The sequence below is a fragment of the Amycolatopsis japonica genome (assembly GCF_000732925.1).
Classification (GTDB): Bacteria; Actinomycetota; Actinomycetes; order Mycobacteriales; family Pseudonocardiaceae; genus Amycolatopsis; species Amycolatopsis japonica.
Genome location: NZ_CP008953.1, coordinates 5,752,115 through 5,766,934 on the forward strand (window position 1 = coordinate 5,752,115; position 14,820 = coordinate 5,766,934).

Here is a 14,820-nt window from a genome sequence, read left to right on the forward strand (position 1 = left end):
GTCACATCGCCTTCGGCGGCACGATCCGCAGGTAGATCGCGGTCAGCACGACATTGATCAGGAACAGCAGCAGGAACGTGATGACCACGGCCTGGTTCACCGCGTCACCGACGCCCTTCGGCCCGCCCGCCGGGTTCAGCCCGCGGAACGCCGCGACCACCCCGGCGACGAAACCGTAGAGGAGCGCCTTGATCTCGCTGATCCAGAGGTCCGGCACCTGCGCGAGGGCGTTGAAGCTGGCGAGGTACGCGCCCGGCGTGCCGCCCTGCATGACGACGTTGAAGAAGTAGCCGCCGAGCACGCCGACGACGCTGACCAAACCGTTCAGCAGCACCGAAACCACGATCGCGGCGAGGACGCGGGGCACGATCAGGCGCTGGATCGGGTTGACCCCGAGCACCTCCATCGCGTCGATCTCTTCGCGGATCTTGCGGGCACCGATGTCGGCGCAGACCGCGCTGCCGCCCGCGCCCGCCACCAGCAGCGCGGTGATCAGCGGGCTCGCCTGCTGCACGATCGCGAGCGCGCTCGCCGCGCCGGTGAACGACTGCGCGCCGATCTGCTGCGTCAGCGATCCCAGCTGCAGCGCGATGACCGCGCCGAACGGGATCGCCACGAGCGCCGTGGGCAGGATGGTGACACTGGCGAAGAACCAGCACTGCTGGATCCATTCGCGGAACTGGAACGGTCGTTTGAAGATCGCGCGCAGGACTTCCCACGACAGCGTCGCGAGCCTGCCGACCTGTGTGAGCGCACCCGTACCGGGGACGGACACCGTCGCTCCCACAGAACCTCCCAGTCGCCTGCCCCGAGTCTTACTCCACCTGTCAACGCCCCATTGCGTTAGCGGTGTTCACTTTGCTCTCGGCACCTCCGCGCTAGAACTTGAGAGCGTGCGTCGCGGTCGCGCCGCCGTCGGCGACGAACTCCGCGCCCGTGCTGTACGAACTTTCGTCACTGGCCAGGAACAACACGAGTTTCGCGATGTCCTCCGGCTGTCCGACGCGGCCGAGGGCGACCTTCTTGCCCACCCACGACATGTCGACTTTCTGCCCGCCCGCGGCGGCGGCGACCATCGGGGTGTCGATCGCGCCGGGGTGGACCGAATTGACCCGGATGTTCTTCGCGCCGAGTTCGAGCGCGGCGACCTTGGTCATCCCGCGGATCGCGAACTTGCTCGCGGTGTAGGCGACGAGGAACGGCATCCCGGCGAGCCCCTCCACTGAGGACACGTTGACGATGGAGCCGCCTCCGGCCCCGGTCATCGGTTCAACGACCGAGCGCATCCCGAGAAACGCCCCGATCTGGTTGACCCGGACGACGCGTTCGTAGTCGGCGAGCGTGGTCTTGCCCAGTTCCGAGAAGTGCAGGATGCCCGCGTTGTTGACCAGCACCGTCGGCGGGCCGAACTCCGCCTGGGTGCGCTCGATCGCCGCGTCCCATTCGGCTTCGTCGCCGACGTCGAGGTGCTGGTAGACGGCCGCTTCGCCGAGATCGGCGGCGAGTTTCTTGCCGTCGAGGTCGTTGATGTCGGCGATCACCACGCGCGCGCCCTCGGCGACGAACAGCCGCGCGGCCGCCTCGCCCTGCCCGCGGGCACCACCGGTGATCAGCGCTACCTTGCCGTCGAGCCTGCCCATCGTCATCTCCTCCGATTCACGGCAGCGACATGATCTCGGACGCGGAGAACATCCGCTCCGGGTCGCGGTCGGCGAAGTAGCCGCCCACGCTGGTGGCGAGTTCTTCGGGGGTCCAGGTGCCGTTGGCGGTGTCGAACCGCTGTTCCACCGACGGCGGCCGCATCAGCGCGACCATCCCGCCGTAGACGAGGAACACCTGGCCGTTGACGCGATCCGCGTCCGGCGAGCAGAGGAACGACACGAACGGCGCGACGTGGTCGACCGAAAGCGGGTCGATCCCCTCCGGCGCGTCGGCGCCGAAGACGGCTTCGGTCATCGCTGTGCGGGCGCGCGGGCAGATCGCGTTGGCGCGGACGCCGTAGCGGGAAAGACCGCGCGCGGTGGAGACGGTCAGCGCGGCGATACCCGCCTTGGCCGCTCCGTAGTTCGGCTGGCCGGGGGCGCCGAGCAGGAACGACTCCGACGCGGTGTTGACCACCCGGCCGTACACCGGCGCGCCGTCCACTTTGGACTTGTCGCGCCAGTACGCCCCGGCGTTGCGCGAAAGCAGGAAGTGCCCGCGCAGGTGGACGCGGAGCACCGTGTCCCATTCGTCGTCGGTCATCGAGAAGAGCATCCGGTCGCGCAGCACGCCCGCGTTGTTGACCAGGACGTGCAACCCGCCGAAGTGGTCGACGGCGGCGGTGAGCAGCGCGTCCGCGGTCGCGGATTCCGACACGTCGCCGGTGACCGCGATGGCCTTGCCGCCCTCGGCCTCGATCTCGTCGGCCACCGCCTGCGCGGCGGTGGACACGTCGTTGACCACCACCGACGCTCCCGCGGCGGCCAGCGCCAGCGCCTCGGCCCGGCCGAGTCCCGCGCCGGCGCCGGTCACGATGGCCGTCTTGCCGTCCAAACTCACTCCGGGCCTCCTTGCCTCTCCGCACACACTAGAATCTGTTCTTGCTCGATGCAAGCATCAAATAAACGGTGCTAACCACGTATGAGCAGGGCATTTTTCGGACAGCTCGCCACAGCTTGAGTAACACGTTCTACCTGATTCTGCGGAACTTCGTCCGACGCGAGGACAAGCTCCTCGTCGTCATCGAGATCGAAGACCTCCGGCGCGAAGCCGACACAGATCGCGTTCGCCTCGCAGAGCGAGCGATCGACGTCGATCTCCATATTCCCTCCTCGCCGTCACACCTGGTACAACTAGAACAGGTTCTACCCTACCGCCGCGAGCGGCCATGGCACCAGTAACGAGCACCGACGGCAGAGGTGACGGATGCGGATCGACTACACGCCGGAGCAGCGGGCACTGGCGGGCGAACTCCGGGAGTACTTCGCCGGGCTGATGACCCCGGAGCGCCGCGACGCCCTGGCCGGCGACGGCGGCGAGTACGGCAACGGCCTGGTGTACAAGGAAATCGTTCGCGAACTCGGCAGTGCGGGCTGGCTCGCGATCGGCTGGCCCCGCGAGTACGGCGGGCAGGACCGGCCGATGCTCGACCAGCTCATCTTCACCGACGAGGCGGCCGCGGCCGGGGTGCCCGTCCCGTTCCTCACGGTGAACACCGTCGGGCCGACCATCATGCGCTACGGCACCGAAGAACAGAAGGCGTTCTACCTGCCGAAGATCGCCGCGGGCGAGCTCCACTTCGCGATCGGCTACTCCGAGCCGGGCGCGGGCACCGACCTGGCGGCGCTGCGCACGCGCGCGATCCGCGACGGCGACGACTACGTCATCAACGGCCAGAAGATGTGGACGAGCCTGATCGAGTACGCCGACTACATCTGGCTGGCCGCCCGCACCGATCCCGAGGCGCATCGGCACAAGGGTCTGAGCATGCTGATCGTGCCGACGTCGGCCCCCGGTTTCTCCTGGACGAAGGTGCACACGGTCGCCGGGCCGGGCACGAGCGCGACCTACTACGACGACGTCCGCGTCCCGGTGACCTCCCGGGTCGCCGGGGAGAACGAGGGCTGGCCGCTCATCACGAACCAGCTCAACCACGAGCGGGTGGCGCTGACCTCGGCCGCGCCGATCCAGACGTCGCTGCGCGAAGTGCGCGCCTGGGCGCAGACCACGAAGCTGCCCGACGGCACCCGCGTCGCCGACCAGCCGTGGGTGCGGCTGCACCTGGCGCGGATCCACACCCATGCCGAGTACCTGAAACTGCGGAACTGGCGGATCGCCTGGGCCGCCGCGAGCAGCGAGCTCGGCCGCGAGGAGGCCTCGGCGACCAAGGTGTTCGGCACGGAGTTCGCGACCGAGGCCTACCGGCTGATGATGGAGATCCTCGGCGCGGGCGCGGTGGTCCGCGAGGGCTCCCCCGGCGCCCACCTGCGCGGCCGGATCGAACGGCTGCACCGCTCGTCGCTCATCCTCACCTTCGGCGGCGGCACCAACGAGATCCAGCGGGACATGATCGCCGCGACCGCCCTCGGCCTGCCCGTCACGCGCTAGGAGATATCGATGGACTTCACGCTCACCGAAGCGCAGCGAGACCTCGCGTCGCTCACGCGCCGGATCCTGACGGACAAGGTCACCCCCGAGGTACTGGGGCCGCACGGTTCCGGCGGCTTCGACGCTCCACTGTGGACTTCACTCGCCCAGGCCGGCGTGCTCGACGCGGCCCTGCCGCAGTCGGTCGGCGGTGGCGGGTTCGGGCTGCTAGAGCAGTGCTCGGTACTCGCCGAGATCGGCCGCGCGGTCGCGCCCGTGCCCTATCTGACCTCGGTGGTCATGGGCGCGGCGGCGGTGGCCTTCTTCGGGGACGGGATGCTCGCCGAACGCTGGATCGTCCCGGTCCTGCGCGGTGACCACGTCCTCGCGGTGGCGTTGCCGGATTACGGCGTGCCGTGCGGGTTCACGGCCGAGGCCGACGGCGACGGCTGGCGGCTGACCGGCGCGCAGACCGCGGTGCCGTCGGGCGCGTTCGCGCACGGGTTCCTCATCGAAGCCGCCATCGACGGCGGTCGTCAGGTGTTCCTGCTCGACCGGGACGCGGTGACGGTCTCGCCGCAGCGGACCGTCGACCACGCGGACGCGGCGCTGGTCGAGCTGTCCGGGGCGAAGGCCACGGTCTCGCTGGGCGACGTCGGCGAATGGCTGCGGCTGCGAGGCACGATCGGTGTCTGCGCGCAGCAGCTCGGCGTTGTGGAACGCGCGCTGGAGCTGACCGCGGCGTACGCGCGGGAGCGCAAGCAGTTCGGGCACCTGATCGGGAGTTTCCAGGCGGTGCGGCAGCGGCTCGCCGACGCCTACGTCGACGTCGAAGCCGTCCGGCTGACGTTGTGGCAGGCCGCCTGGAGGCTGAGCGAAGGGCTTCCGGCGGCCGAAGAGGTCGCGACGGCGAAGTTCTGGGCGGCCGAGGCCGGGCACCGTGTCGCGCATACCGCCGTGCACATCCACGGCGGGGTCGGCATCGACGTCGACCACACCCTGCATCGCTACTTCGTCGCGGCGAAGCGGCTCGAGTTCACCTTCGGCGGGGCGACCGCGCAGCTGGGCGGGCTCGGCGACCTCCTGGCCGCGGCTCCGGCATGACCCCCACGGTCACGGAACTCCTGCTCGCGCGGGCGGAGGACCGCTCGACCGGGTTGCTGTTCGAGGACCGGCGCTGGACCTGGGCCGAACATGTCCGGGCCTGCGCCGGGTACGCGGCCACGCTCACCGGGACCCTGCGCCCCGGCGGGCATTTCGGCTTGCTGGCGGACAACGTCCCCGAGTTCTCGTTCCTGCTCGGCGGGGCGGCGCTCTCGGGGCACGTGCTGGTCGGCCTGAACCCGACGCGGCGGGGCGCGGCGCTCGCCCGGGACATCGCGCTGGCCGACTGCGAGCTGGTGTTCGCCGAAGAGAAGTACCTTCCGCTGCTGTCCGAGGCCGGCGTGCCGGTGCTGCCGCTGAGCGAGCTCGAACCGGCCCGGGAGGCCGTCGTTCCCGTGGCCGCGAAGCCCGAAGACCTGCTGATGCTGATCTTCACCTCCGGCACCAGCGGAGACCCGAAGGCCGTCCGGTGCACACACGGCAAGATCGCCTACCCCGGCGAGATGCTGGCGACGCGGTTCGGTCTGTCCACAGAGGACACCGTCTACGTGTCGATGCCGATGTTCCACTCCAACGCCATCATGGCGGGCTGGTCGGTCGGGCTCGCAGCGGGCGCGGGGATCGCGCTGCGGCGGCGGTTCTCGGCCTCCGGTTTCCTGCCGGACGTCCGGAGGTTCGGGGCGACTTACGCCAACTACGTCGGCAAGCCACTGTCCTATGTGCTCACCACTCCCACCCGGGACGACGACGCCGACAATCCGCTGAAACTGGTCTATGGAAACGAAGGCGCGGAGGCCGACCTCGCCGCCTTCGGTACACGATTCGGGTGCCACGTGGTCGACGCGTTCGGTTCGACCGAAGGCGGCGTGAACTTCGGCAGGGACGCCACCACCCCGCCCGGTTCGCTCGGCCGACTGCTCGACGGCGTCGCAGTCCTCCATCCGGAGACCGGGAAACCCTGTCCCCCGGTGGAATTCGGCGAAGGCGGGAAGCTGCTCAACGCCGCCGAAGCGGTCGGGGAACTGGTCAACACCGGTGGTCCCGGCTTCTTCGCCGGGTACTACGGCGATCCCGAGGCCGAGGCCGAGCGGATGCGCGACGGGATGTACCACACCGGCGACCTGGCGTACCTCGACGCGGACGGTTACTGCTATTTCGCGGGACGGCTCGGCGATTGGCTGCGCGTCGACGGTGAGAACCTCGGCACCGCCCCGATCGAACGCGCGCTTCTGCGGCATCCCGCCGTCAGCGAGGCGGCCGTGTTCGGCGTCCCGGATCCGCGTGTCGGCGACCAGGTGCTGGCCGCCCTGGTCTGCCGGACGCCGATCGACCCGCACGAGTTCGCCGCTTTCGTTGCCGCACAAGGTGATCTCGGGCCGAAACAGTGGCCCCGGTTCGTCCGGGTGCTCGACACGCTGCCCCGGACGGCCACGCACAAGGTGCTCAAACGGGAACTGGCCGCGGACGGGACACACGACGCCCTGGAGCTCCGCTACCCCCGCATTTAGGGGTCCTAACAGATTGAGTGGGCTTTGAGTCTGCGCCAGCAGATGATGGCGCAGCCGAGGGTGAGGAAGGCTTCGTGGATGTCGTCGCGGATCTCCCAGCGGATGCGTAGCCGCCGGAACCAGTGCAGCAGGGCGAAGGCGCCCTCGACGACCCAGCGGTGGACGCCGAGGCCGGAGCCGTGTTCCTGGCCTCGGCGGGCGATGAGAGGTGTGATTCCCGCGGCGCGGACAAGCTTGCGGTACTTGTCGTGGTCGTAGGCGCGGTCGGCGTAGAGCCGTTGTGGCCGCCGGCGGGGCCGTCCACGGCGGCCCCGCACGGCTGGGATCGCGTGGATCAGCGGCATCAGCTGGGTGACGTCGTGCCGGTTCCCGCCGGTCAGGGTGGCCGCCAAAGGAATACCGGTTCCGTCGGTGATCACATGGTGTTTCGACCCGACACGGGCTCGATCGACCGGGCTGGGGCCGGTTTTCGGCCCCCTTTTAACGCCCGCACATGCGATCCATCAACGGCTGCCCGTGACCAGTCCAGCTGGCCCGCCGCGTGCAGCTCCGCCAGCAGCAGCTCGTGCAACCGCTGCCACACCCCGGCCTCGGTCCAATCCCGCAACCGACGCCAGCACGTCATACCCGACCCATAACCCAGCTCTTGGGGCAGGAACTCCCACGGGATCGCGGTATAGAGCACGAACATGATCCCGCACAACGCCTTGCGGTCGTCCAACCGCTTACGCCCCGGATGCCTGAACCGACGCTCCACCTTCGGCAACAACGGCTCGATCCGTTCCCACAGACCGTCATCGACCTCCCACGGACGCCGCTGTCCCACCAGCCCACCCCTCACAGACGATCACCGAGACACGGCATCAAACCACACCCCAAGATCATTCTGTTACGACCCCTTAGTCCTCTGAATGCGCGGGTAGATCCCAGGGTAGGGACCGGTGATCTTCCCGATGTCCGCGGCCGGACGCGCTCCCTACGTTCAGTGCCATGAAACGAACAACGCGCCGGATCGGCGTACTCGCCACCGCACTCACCCTTCCCGCCGTCCTCCTCGCACCGTCAGCGTCGGCGGCGCCTGTCCGCTTGAGCCTGCCCGCGCCGACCGGACCGTTCGCGGTCGGCAGCACCGACCTCCACCTGATCGACCGCTCCCGCCAGGACCCGTGGGTTCCCGGCACCACAAGGGAACTGATGGTCACCGTCCGGTACCCGGCGCTGCCGAGCGGGAAGCCGAAAGCGCCGTACATGGCGCCGGGTGTCGCGAAGGTGGTGGCCGAAGGCGACGCCGCCAAGCTCGGCATGCCGTCGGACCGGCTCGACTATCGCTTCCCCACCCACTCCCGGATCGGCGCGCCCGCGATCGGCGGCGGACGGCCGGTCGTGCTGTATTCGCCCGGGGGCACGTTGTCGCGTTCGCACGGCACCACGCAGCAGGAACAGCTCGCGAGCGAGGGCTACGTCGTGGTGGCCATCGACCACACCCACGAAGCGGAAGCGGTGGAGTTCCCCGGCGGCCGCGTCGAGAAGAAGGCCTTGCCGCCGTCGAGCATCGAGGTGTCGAAACGCGTGATCGAGACCCGCGTGCGGGACACGCGTTTCGTCCTCGACTCGCTCGGCCTGACCCGGGTCGGCATGTTCGGCCACTCCGCCGGCGGGTTCACCGCGGGCGAGACGATGGTGAGCGACCGGCGCGTCGTCGCCGGGGCGAATCTGGACGGCAGCATGGCCCACTCGCAGTCTCAGCGGATCTTCGGCCGCGTCGCCGACGAAGGACTGGACCGGCCGTTCCTGCTGATGAGCGCGGGCGACCACAGTGCGGCGTCGGACGCGTCCTGGCAGGAGTTCCAGCGCAATCAGCGCGGCTGGACCGGGGAAACACGTCTGCCGGACGGTGAGCACTTCAGCTTCACCGACTATCAGACCCTGCTGCCGCAGCTGGGGAACTCCCCGGCCGCGTTCGTCGGCACCATCGATCCGGAGCGAAGCGTCGCCGTCCAGCGTGCCCGGCTCTCGGCGTTCTTCGCCGAGCACCTGCGTCACCGAAGCAGCGACGTGACCAAGGTGTCCTTGAGCCAGGCTTCGTAGTCGTCGTGACTCCACCCGGCCTCGGTGACGAGGCTGGTGTGGACGTCGGCGCTCATCAGCGCCACGGCGATGTCCGTGGCCCTGGGCACCACGGTGCGGCCGCACTTCCGGACGCGGTCCATGACCATCTCGACGCCGAGCCGGTTGCGCCGCGCGCCCTCCGCCTGGGTCGCGGCGATGTCCGGATCGACGGCGGCACCGGAGCCCAGCATCGTGACGATGTCCCCGCAGCGTTCCCGGACCTGGCGGGCGACCGTGGCCAGCAGGCCGAGCAGCGCGACCGGATCCTCGGTGCGCTGCGCTTCGGCGACGAGGTCGGGGATCCCGGCCTCGTCGTCGAGGAGGTCGACGAGACCGCCGAGGACACCGGCCTTCGAACCGAAGTGCGCGTAGATGGTCTGCGGGGAGACCCCCGCTTCCTGGGCGATGAGGCGGATCGGCGTCCGCGCGTACCCACGCTCGGCGAACAGGCCGCGGGCCGCCGTCAGGATCGTGCGCAGCGTCAGCGCCTCACGGCGATCGCGCAACCGGACGATGCCGGGAAGGTCCGCCGACATGTATGCTCCTCGAAAGTTGGAACGTTGTTCTAACTAATGGATCGTTGTTACAGGAGGATAGCGATGACCACCGAGGAGATCATCACCGCGCTGGAGCGTGCCTGGAACGCGGGCGACGGCGAGGCGTGGGCGGCGAACTTCGCCGAGGACGCGGACTTCGTCGACGTCGTCGGCCGGATCCAGCGCGGCCGCGCGACGATCGCGCGCGAAAGCCAGAACATCTTCGACACCATCTACCGGGGAAGCACGCTGCGGATCCGCCAGGTGTCGAGCCGTCCGCTCGGCGGCGGGTTCGACCTCGTGCACACCGCGACCGTCCTGTCCATCCCCGCCGGGCCCATGGCCGGGGAGGCACAGGCGGTGCAGACGAAACTCGTCCACGACGGGCTGATCGTCTCGTTCCACAACACCATCCGGGGCGATATCGCGACGTTCGCCCGGCACGACGGGGACCTCGCGGCCCGCTCGCCCCAGGAGTGGGATTCCTGACCGGGCTCAAGCAGGGGCGTTGATCGGCCGCAGCCGTCGCGGCCCGGTGTCGGGGCGGGACGGTGGCGGGCCCAGCACGATCCGGGCGTTGGCCACGAAAGCGCCGTCCGGCGAGGCGAGGATCGGGTCGAGCGTCATCGACCGGACCTCGGGGTTGTCCTCGGCGAGCGCCGCGACGCGCAGCACGATGTCCTGGAGCGCGGCCAGATCCGCCGGTTCGTCGCCGCGGTAGCCGGTGAGCAGCGGCGACGTCCGCGGTTCGCGCAGCAGGGTGGCGGCGTCGACGTCGGTCAGCGGCACGGCGCGGTAGGCCCGGTCCCCCAGGAGCGTGCTGACCAGGCCGGAGAGCCCGAACGACACGAGTGTGCCGAACGACGGGTCGTCCTGCAGCCCGATCACGCAGGACAGCCCCTTGGGCGCCATCCGCTGGACGTAGACCTCGTCGTCACCGGAGATCTCCCGCAGATCGAGGTACGCCCGGCGCACTCCGTCCACAGAGGACAGATCGAGCCGCACCCCGGCGAGATCCGGCCTGCCGCGCAGCCGTTCGTCGACGGCTTTGAGGGTGACCGGGAAACCCAGCTCCTCGGCCGCTTTCACCGCTTCGTCCGCGGAGGTCACGACCCGGAACGGGACGACGTCGATGCCGTAGCAGCCCAGGAGCCGGACCACGTCGTCGTCGGAGAGCAGCGTCGTCTTGCCGCCCTCGGCCGCCAGCAGTTCGGCGACGATCACCTGCGCCTGCTCGGCGTGCAGACCCGCGGGACGCACGAGGTTGCCCTGCGGCCGCTGCCGCCAGGCGGCGTACCGCACGACCCGCGCGAGCGCGTTCACCGCGCGTTCCGGGCTCGGGTACGACGGGACCGAACCCCGCGTCGGCACGCCGTCCTCGGACAGCACGGCCAGCTCGTCCGGCACACCTTCGACGGCGAGGAAGGTCGACACGATCGGCTTGTTCTTGTCCATCTCGACGACGGCCTCCCGCAACGCGCGGGCGTACGCGGTCCCCGGGATCGCGAGCGGCGGCACGAAGACCACGACGAGCGCGTCGGTGTCCGGGGAGTTGAGCGCCTCGCGCACGGCGGCGGCGAATTCCTCCGGGCTCGCCTGCGGCCCGACGTCGACCGGGTCGGCGGTCAGCCGGAGGCCGTGCGCCCGCGCCGTGTCGGCGGCGAGCAACCCGATGGCGCTGGAGTTGCCCACGATGGCGATCCGGGGCCCGGCGGGCAGCGGCTGATGGGCGAAGACCAGCGCGGTGTCGAAGAGCTGCGCGAGGGTGTCGACGCGGACGACGCCCGCCTGCTCGAACAGGGCCTGGACACTGGATTCGTCGACCTCCGCCGAGGTCGCGGCGAGCTGCGGGCGGACGGCGTGCCTGCCGGATTTCACCGCCACCACCGGCTTCGTCCGCGCCAGCCGCCGCGCGAGCCGCGCGAACTTGCGCGGGTTGCCGAACGATTCCAGGTACAGCAGGACGAGGTCGGTCGCCGGATCGGTCTCCCAGTACTGGAGCAGGTCGTTGCCGGAAACGTCGGCCCGGTTCCCCGCCGAGACGAAGGTGGAAAGCCCGAGGCCGCGTGCTTCGGCGTCGGCCAGGATCGCGGTGCCCAGCGCGCCGGACTGGCAGAAGAACCCGGTGCGGCCGCGCGCGGGCAGGCGGGGCGCGAGGGTGGCGTTGAGCCGGACCGAGGCGTCGGTGTTGAGCACGCCCAGCGCGTTCGGGCCGACGACGCGCATACCGTGCGCCCTGGCCTCCCCGACCAGCCTCAGTTCGGCGTGCAGCCCGTGCGGCCCGGCCTCGGCGAACCCGCCGGAGACGATCAGGAGGGTCTTGACCCCCTTGGCCAGCGCACCGTCCAAAACGGACTCGACGGCCTCGGCGGGCACCGCGACCAGCGCGAGGTCGACGTCCTCGGGGATGTCCACGACGGACGGATAGGCACGGACGCCGCGGACGGACTTGTGCTCCGGGTTGACCGGGTAGACCGTGCCGGCGAAATCGGCGCTGAGCAGGTTGGTGAGGGCGACGTAGCCGATCTTCGTCGGATCGGTGGACGCGCCGATCACCGCGACCGACTTCGGATGCAGCAGGTTGTGCACGCTGCGGGCCTCCGCGGCCTGCTCCCGGGAGCGGGCGACCGCGAGCGACTCCTCGGTCGGGTCGATGTCGAACTCCAGGTGCAGCACGCCTTCTTCGATCTCACGGCTGACCTGGTAGCCCGCGTCACGGAACACCCGGACCATGCCCGCGTTCTCGGCGAGCACCTCGGCGACGAAGCGGCGCAGCCCGGATTCCGAGGCGGCCGCGGCGAGATGCTCCAGCAGGATCGAACCGAGCCCGCGGCCCTGATGCGCGTCGTCGACGACGAACGCGACCTCGGCCGACGGCCCGTGTTCCAGCCGTTCGTACCGGCCGACCGCGACGATGTCGTCGCCCAGCAGCGCGACGAACGCGACCCGGTCGTGGTGGTCGACGACGGAGAACCGTTCGAGGTCGCGCTGCGGGATGCGCGGGTAGGCGCCGAAGTACCGGAAGTACCGGGTGCGTTCGGACAGCCGGCCGTGGAAGGCGACGAGGCCGTCGGCGTCACTCGGGATCACCGGGCGCAGGTGCACCGTGCCGCCGTCGGAGAGCAGGACGTCGGCCTCCCACTCGCGCGGGTAGTCGTAGGGGTCGCGTTTGGTGTCCTCACTGACCATGAGCGTGTCTCCCGGACTGAAGGTGATGGGTTGGGTTCGGACACGCGCGCGCGTTTCTCTTCGGCCGAAGGCCTCGGTTTTCCGCAGGCGGGCCGGGTGAGTGGACAGCCGCTACCGCGGCCCGGCTGTGGAAATCCGAAAGCGCGCTCTGAGAGAACCGGCCCATGTTCAGTCCCTCGGATCGTCCGGATCGAGGCCGTGCAGGGGGAAGATCGCGCGGCGGGTGTCGCGGATGGCGATGTCGACCGGTTCGTCCTCGCCGTCTCCCCAGGGGACGAAGGCGGTGTCGCGGTCGTCGGACATGCCGGGCGGGATCTCGGCCTTCGGCGCCGCCCTGGTGATCGACGCGACCCAGTTCGGCGGCAGCGACGTCGCCGGGTCGACGTCGCGGTCGAGCACGGTGGCGAGCAAATGGGTCCAGGACCGCGGCACCACCCGGATCAGCTGGTAACCACCGCCGCCGACGGCCAGCCAGCGGCCGGCGGTGTGCGTCTCGGCCAGTTCGCGCAGCCTGCGGTAGATGGCGCGATGGCCGTCCACGGAGAGCGAAAGGTCCGCCAGCGGGTCTTCCTCGTGCGAGTCGACGCCGCATTGGGTGACGAGGATCTGCGGCCGGAACTGCTCCAGCAGCGACGGCACCACCGCCTCGAACGCCCGCAGCCAGCCGCCGTCACGGGTGCCGGGCGGCAGCGGCAGGTTGACCGAGGTGCCCTCGGCCCCGCCCTTGCCGATCTCCGCCGAGTAACCCGTGCCCGGCCACAACGTGAACGGGTGCTGGTGCAGGGAAACGGTCAGCACCCGCGGGTCGTCGTAGAACGCCGTCTGCACGCCGTCGCCGTGGTGGACGTCGGTGTCGACGTACGCGACGCGCTCGAAGCCGTGGTCCAGCAACCACGAGATCGCGACCGAGCAGTCGTTGTAGACGCAGAAGCCCGACGCCTTGCCCGGCATCGCGTGGTGCAGCCCGCCGGCGATGTTGACCGCCCTGGTCGCCTCGCCCTCGGCGATCTTCCGCGCGGCCAGCAGGGTCGAGCCGACGACCAGCGCGGAAGCCTCGTGCATCCCGGTGAACACCGGGTTGTCCTCGGTGCCGAGCCCGTGCGCGAAATCGGCCCCGGTCATCGGCGCCTGCCGGACGGCCTCGATGTACTCGCCGAGGTGCACGCGGCGCAGCTCGTCCTCGCCCGCCGGACCGGGGATCAGCAGTTCGACCCCGTCGAGCACGCCGAGTTCGGTGGCGAGCCGGATGGTCAGTTCGAGCCGCACCGGATTGAACGGATGCTCGCCGCCGAGGTCGTAACCCAGCAGCGAGGAGTCCCATACGACGGCCGGTGCTCGCATGGTCGGAACTCTAGTGCCCGGACGCGGCTCGTGCGCCGTTCCGCGGGTCAGCCGGGCAGATCGCCCGTGGCCAGCGGGCGCTCCGGGTCGCGGGACCAGTGCGACCACGAACCCGCGTACAACGCCGCGGGCTCCGGGTGACCGGCGACCTCGAGCGCGAGCACGACGGACGAGGCGGTGACGCCCGATCCACAGTAGACACCGACCGGTGTCTCCGGGGCCACGCCGAGCCCTTCGAACCGCTCGGCCAGCTCCGAGGCGTCACGCCAGCGGCCGTCCTCCCCGACGTGCCCGGAGAAGGGCGCGTTGACCGCGCCGGGGATGTGCCCGGCGCGCGGATCGATCGGCTCGGTCTCGCCCGCGTACCTCGGCCGCGCCCGTGCGTCGAAGAGCAGCCCGTCCCTCGCGAGAGTGGCGGCGTCGGCCGCGTCGAGCACCGGCATGCCGCCCGGCTCGACGACGATGTCGCCCTCCGCCGGTGACGGGATCTCGTCGGTGAGCGGGCGCTCTTCCTCCGCCCACGCGGCGAACCCGCCGTCCAGCACGGCGACCTCGGCGTGCCCGGCCCAGCGCAGCAGCCACCACGCCCGGGCCGCGACCGAACCGTCGGAGTCGTCGTAGACCACCACCGGGTGACCGGCGCGGACCCCGGCCGCCCGCAGGTGCCGCTGCAACGTCTCCGGCTCGGGCAGTGGATGACGCCCGCCCTCCCCCGGCTCCCCGGCGAGCGCCGTGTCGAGGTCGACGTACACCGCGCCCGGGAGATGCGCCTCACGGTAGGAATCGGCGCCGGGCGGCCCGGCGAGCCGCCAGCGGACGTCGAGGACTACGGAGCGTGCGGATTCCGGCCCGGAGAGCTGCTCGGCGAGTTCGCTGGTGGTGATCATGGGGCGCATGGGCCCATCTTCCCGTGCCTCACGTCTCCATGCCCAGCTTGGGGGACTTTTCCCGCCTCGGTGCTTGTT

14 protein-coding genes are annotated in these 14,820 nt (G+C 70.3%); 5 read left to right on the forward strand and 9 right to left on the reverse strand.

Annotated features, from left to right (window positions below):
* Position 1 precedes the first annotated feature (1 nt).
* The 4 genes from AJAP_RS26510 to AJAP_RS26525 form a co-directional block, all read right to left on the reverse strand.
* A complete protein-coding gene (locus AJAP_RS26510; RefSeq protein WP_125675589.1) occupies positions 2–787 on the reverse strand; it encodes an MlaE family ABC transporter permease in 786 nt (261 codons plus the stop codon).
* A gap of 91 nt (positions 788–878) precedes the next feature.
* Positions 879–1,640 (reverse strand): glucose 1-dehydrogenase, encoded by a 762-nt coding sequence (locus AJAP_RS26515; RefSeq protein WP_038516230.1) that lies wholly within the window; start codon positions 1,638–1,640, stop codon positions 879–881.
* Between the two features lie 16 nt (positions 1,641–1,656).
* Positions 1,657–2,541, reverse strand: coding sequence for a 3-oxoacyl-ACP reductase (locus AJAP_RS26520; RefSeq protein WP_038516233.1), 885 nt, complete (start codon positions 2,539–2,541; stop codon positions 1,657–1,659).
* A 71-nt stretch (positions 2,542–2,612) separates the two neighbouring features.
* On the reverse strand, positions 2,613–2,804 hold the full coding sequence (locus AJAP_RS26525) for a ferredoxin (RefSeq protein WP_038516236.1): 192 nt from the start codon (positions 2,802–2,804) through the stop codon (positions 2,613–2,615).
* Between the two features lie 103 nt (positions 2,805–2,907).
* On the opposite strand from AJAP_RS26525, the gene AJAP_RS26530 reads away from it, so the two are divergent.
* From AJAP_RS26530 to AJAP_RS26540, 3 genes are read left to right on the forward strand one after another with little or no spacing between them, the layout of a single operon-like run.
* On the forward strand, positions 2,908–4,089 hold the full coding sequence (locus AJAP_RS26530; protein WP_038516238.1) for an acyl-CoA dehydrogenase family protein: 1,182 nt from the start codon (positions 2,908–2,910) through the stop codon (positions 4,087–4,089).
* A 9-nt stretch (positions 4,090–4,098) separates the two neighbouring features.
* Positions 4,099–5,172 carry an acyl-CoA dehydrogenase family protein gene (locus AJAP_RS26535; protein WP_038516240.1) on the forward strand — a complete coding sequence of 358 codons (1,074 nt, stop codon included), beginning with the start codon at positions 4,099–4,101 and terminating at the stop codon, positions 5,170–5,172.
* A complete protein-coding gene (locus AJAP_RS26540) occupies positions 5,169–6,680 on the forward strand; it encodes a long-chain-fatty-acid--CoA ligase (RefSeq protein ID WP_038516243.1) in 1,512 nt (503 codons plus the stop codon). Before AJAP_RS26535 ends, AJAP_RS26540 begins: the two co-directional genes overlap by 4 nt.
* Before the next feature lie 5 nt (positions 6,681–6,685).
* Here AJAP_RS26540 and AJAP_RS43120 read toward each other — a convergent pair.
* Positions 6,686–7,506, reverse strand: a protein-coding gene (locus AJAP_RS43120) for an IS5 family transposase (protein WP_407639383.1) whose coding sequence is annotated in 2 segments (ribosomal slippage) — positions 6,686–7,152 and positions 7,152–7,506 — 822 coding nt in all. Because the reading frame shifts where the segments join, the coding sequence is not laid out codon by codon here.
* A gap of 164 nt (positions 7,507–7,670) precedes the next feature.
* Here AJAP_RS43120 and AJAP_RS26555 point away from each other — a divergent pair.
* Positions 7,671–8,768: an alpha/beta hydrolase family protein gene (locus AJAP_RS26555; protein WP_038516249.1), complete on the forward strand. Its 1,098-nt coding sequence runs from the start codon at positions 7,671–7,673 to the stop codon at positions 8,766–8,768.
* Here the strand turns inward: AJAP_RS26555 and AJAP_RS26560 are convergent.
* Entirely contained in the window at positions 8,720–9,325 is a 606-nt protein-coding gene (locus tag AJAP_RS26560; RefSeq protein ID WP_038516252.1) for a TetR/AcrR family transcriptional regulator, read from the reverse strand. The two genes, AJAP_RS26555 and AJAP_RS26560, sit on opposite strands and share 49 nt — an antisense overlap.
* A gap of 63 nt (positions 9,326–9,388) precedes the next feature.
* Here AJAP_RS26560 and AJAP_RS26565 point away from each other — a divergent pair, with 63 nt between their 5' ends.
* On the forward strand, positions 9,389–9,814 hold the full coding sequence (locus tag AJAP_RS26565) for an SgcJ/EcaC family oxidoreductase (protein WP_038516255.1): 426 nt from the start codon (positions 9,389–9,391) through the stop codon (positions 9,812–9,814).
* Between the two features lie 6 nt (positions 9,815–9,820).
* Here the strand turns inward: AJAP_RS26565 and AJAP_RS26570 are convergent, their stop codons facing one another.
* The 3 genes from AJAP_RS26570 to AJAP_RS26580 form a co-directional block, all read right to left on the reverse strand.
* Positions 9,821–12,514: a bifunctional acetate--CoA ligase family protein/GNAT family N-acetyltransferase gene (locus AJAP_RS26570; RefSeq protein WP_038516257.1), complete on the reverse strand. Its 2,694-nt coding sequence runs from the start codon at positions 12,512–12,514 to the stop codon at positions 9,821–9,823.
* Positions 12,515–12,682: 168 nt separating this feature from the next.
* Entirely contained in the window at positions 12,683–13,855 is a 1,173-nt protein-coding gene (locus AJAP_RS26575) for an acetoin utilization protein AcuC (RefSeq protein WP_038516260.1), read from the reverse strand.
* A gap of 47 nt (positions 13,856–13,902) precedes the next feature.
* Complete coding sequence (locus AJAP_RS26580) at positions 13,903–14,751, reverse strand: sulfurtransferase (RefSeq protein ID WP_038516263.1); 849 nt, start codon at positions 14,749–14,751, stop codon at positions 13,903–13,905.
* Between the last annotated feature and the right edge of the window lie 69 nt (positions 14,752–14,820).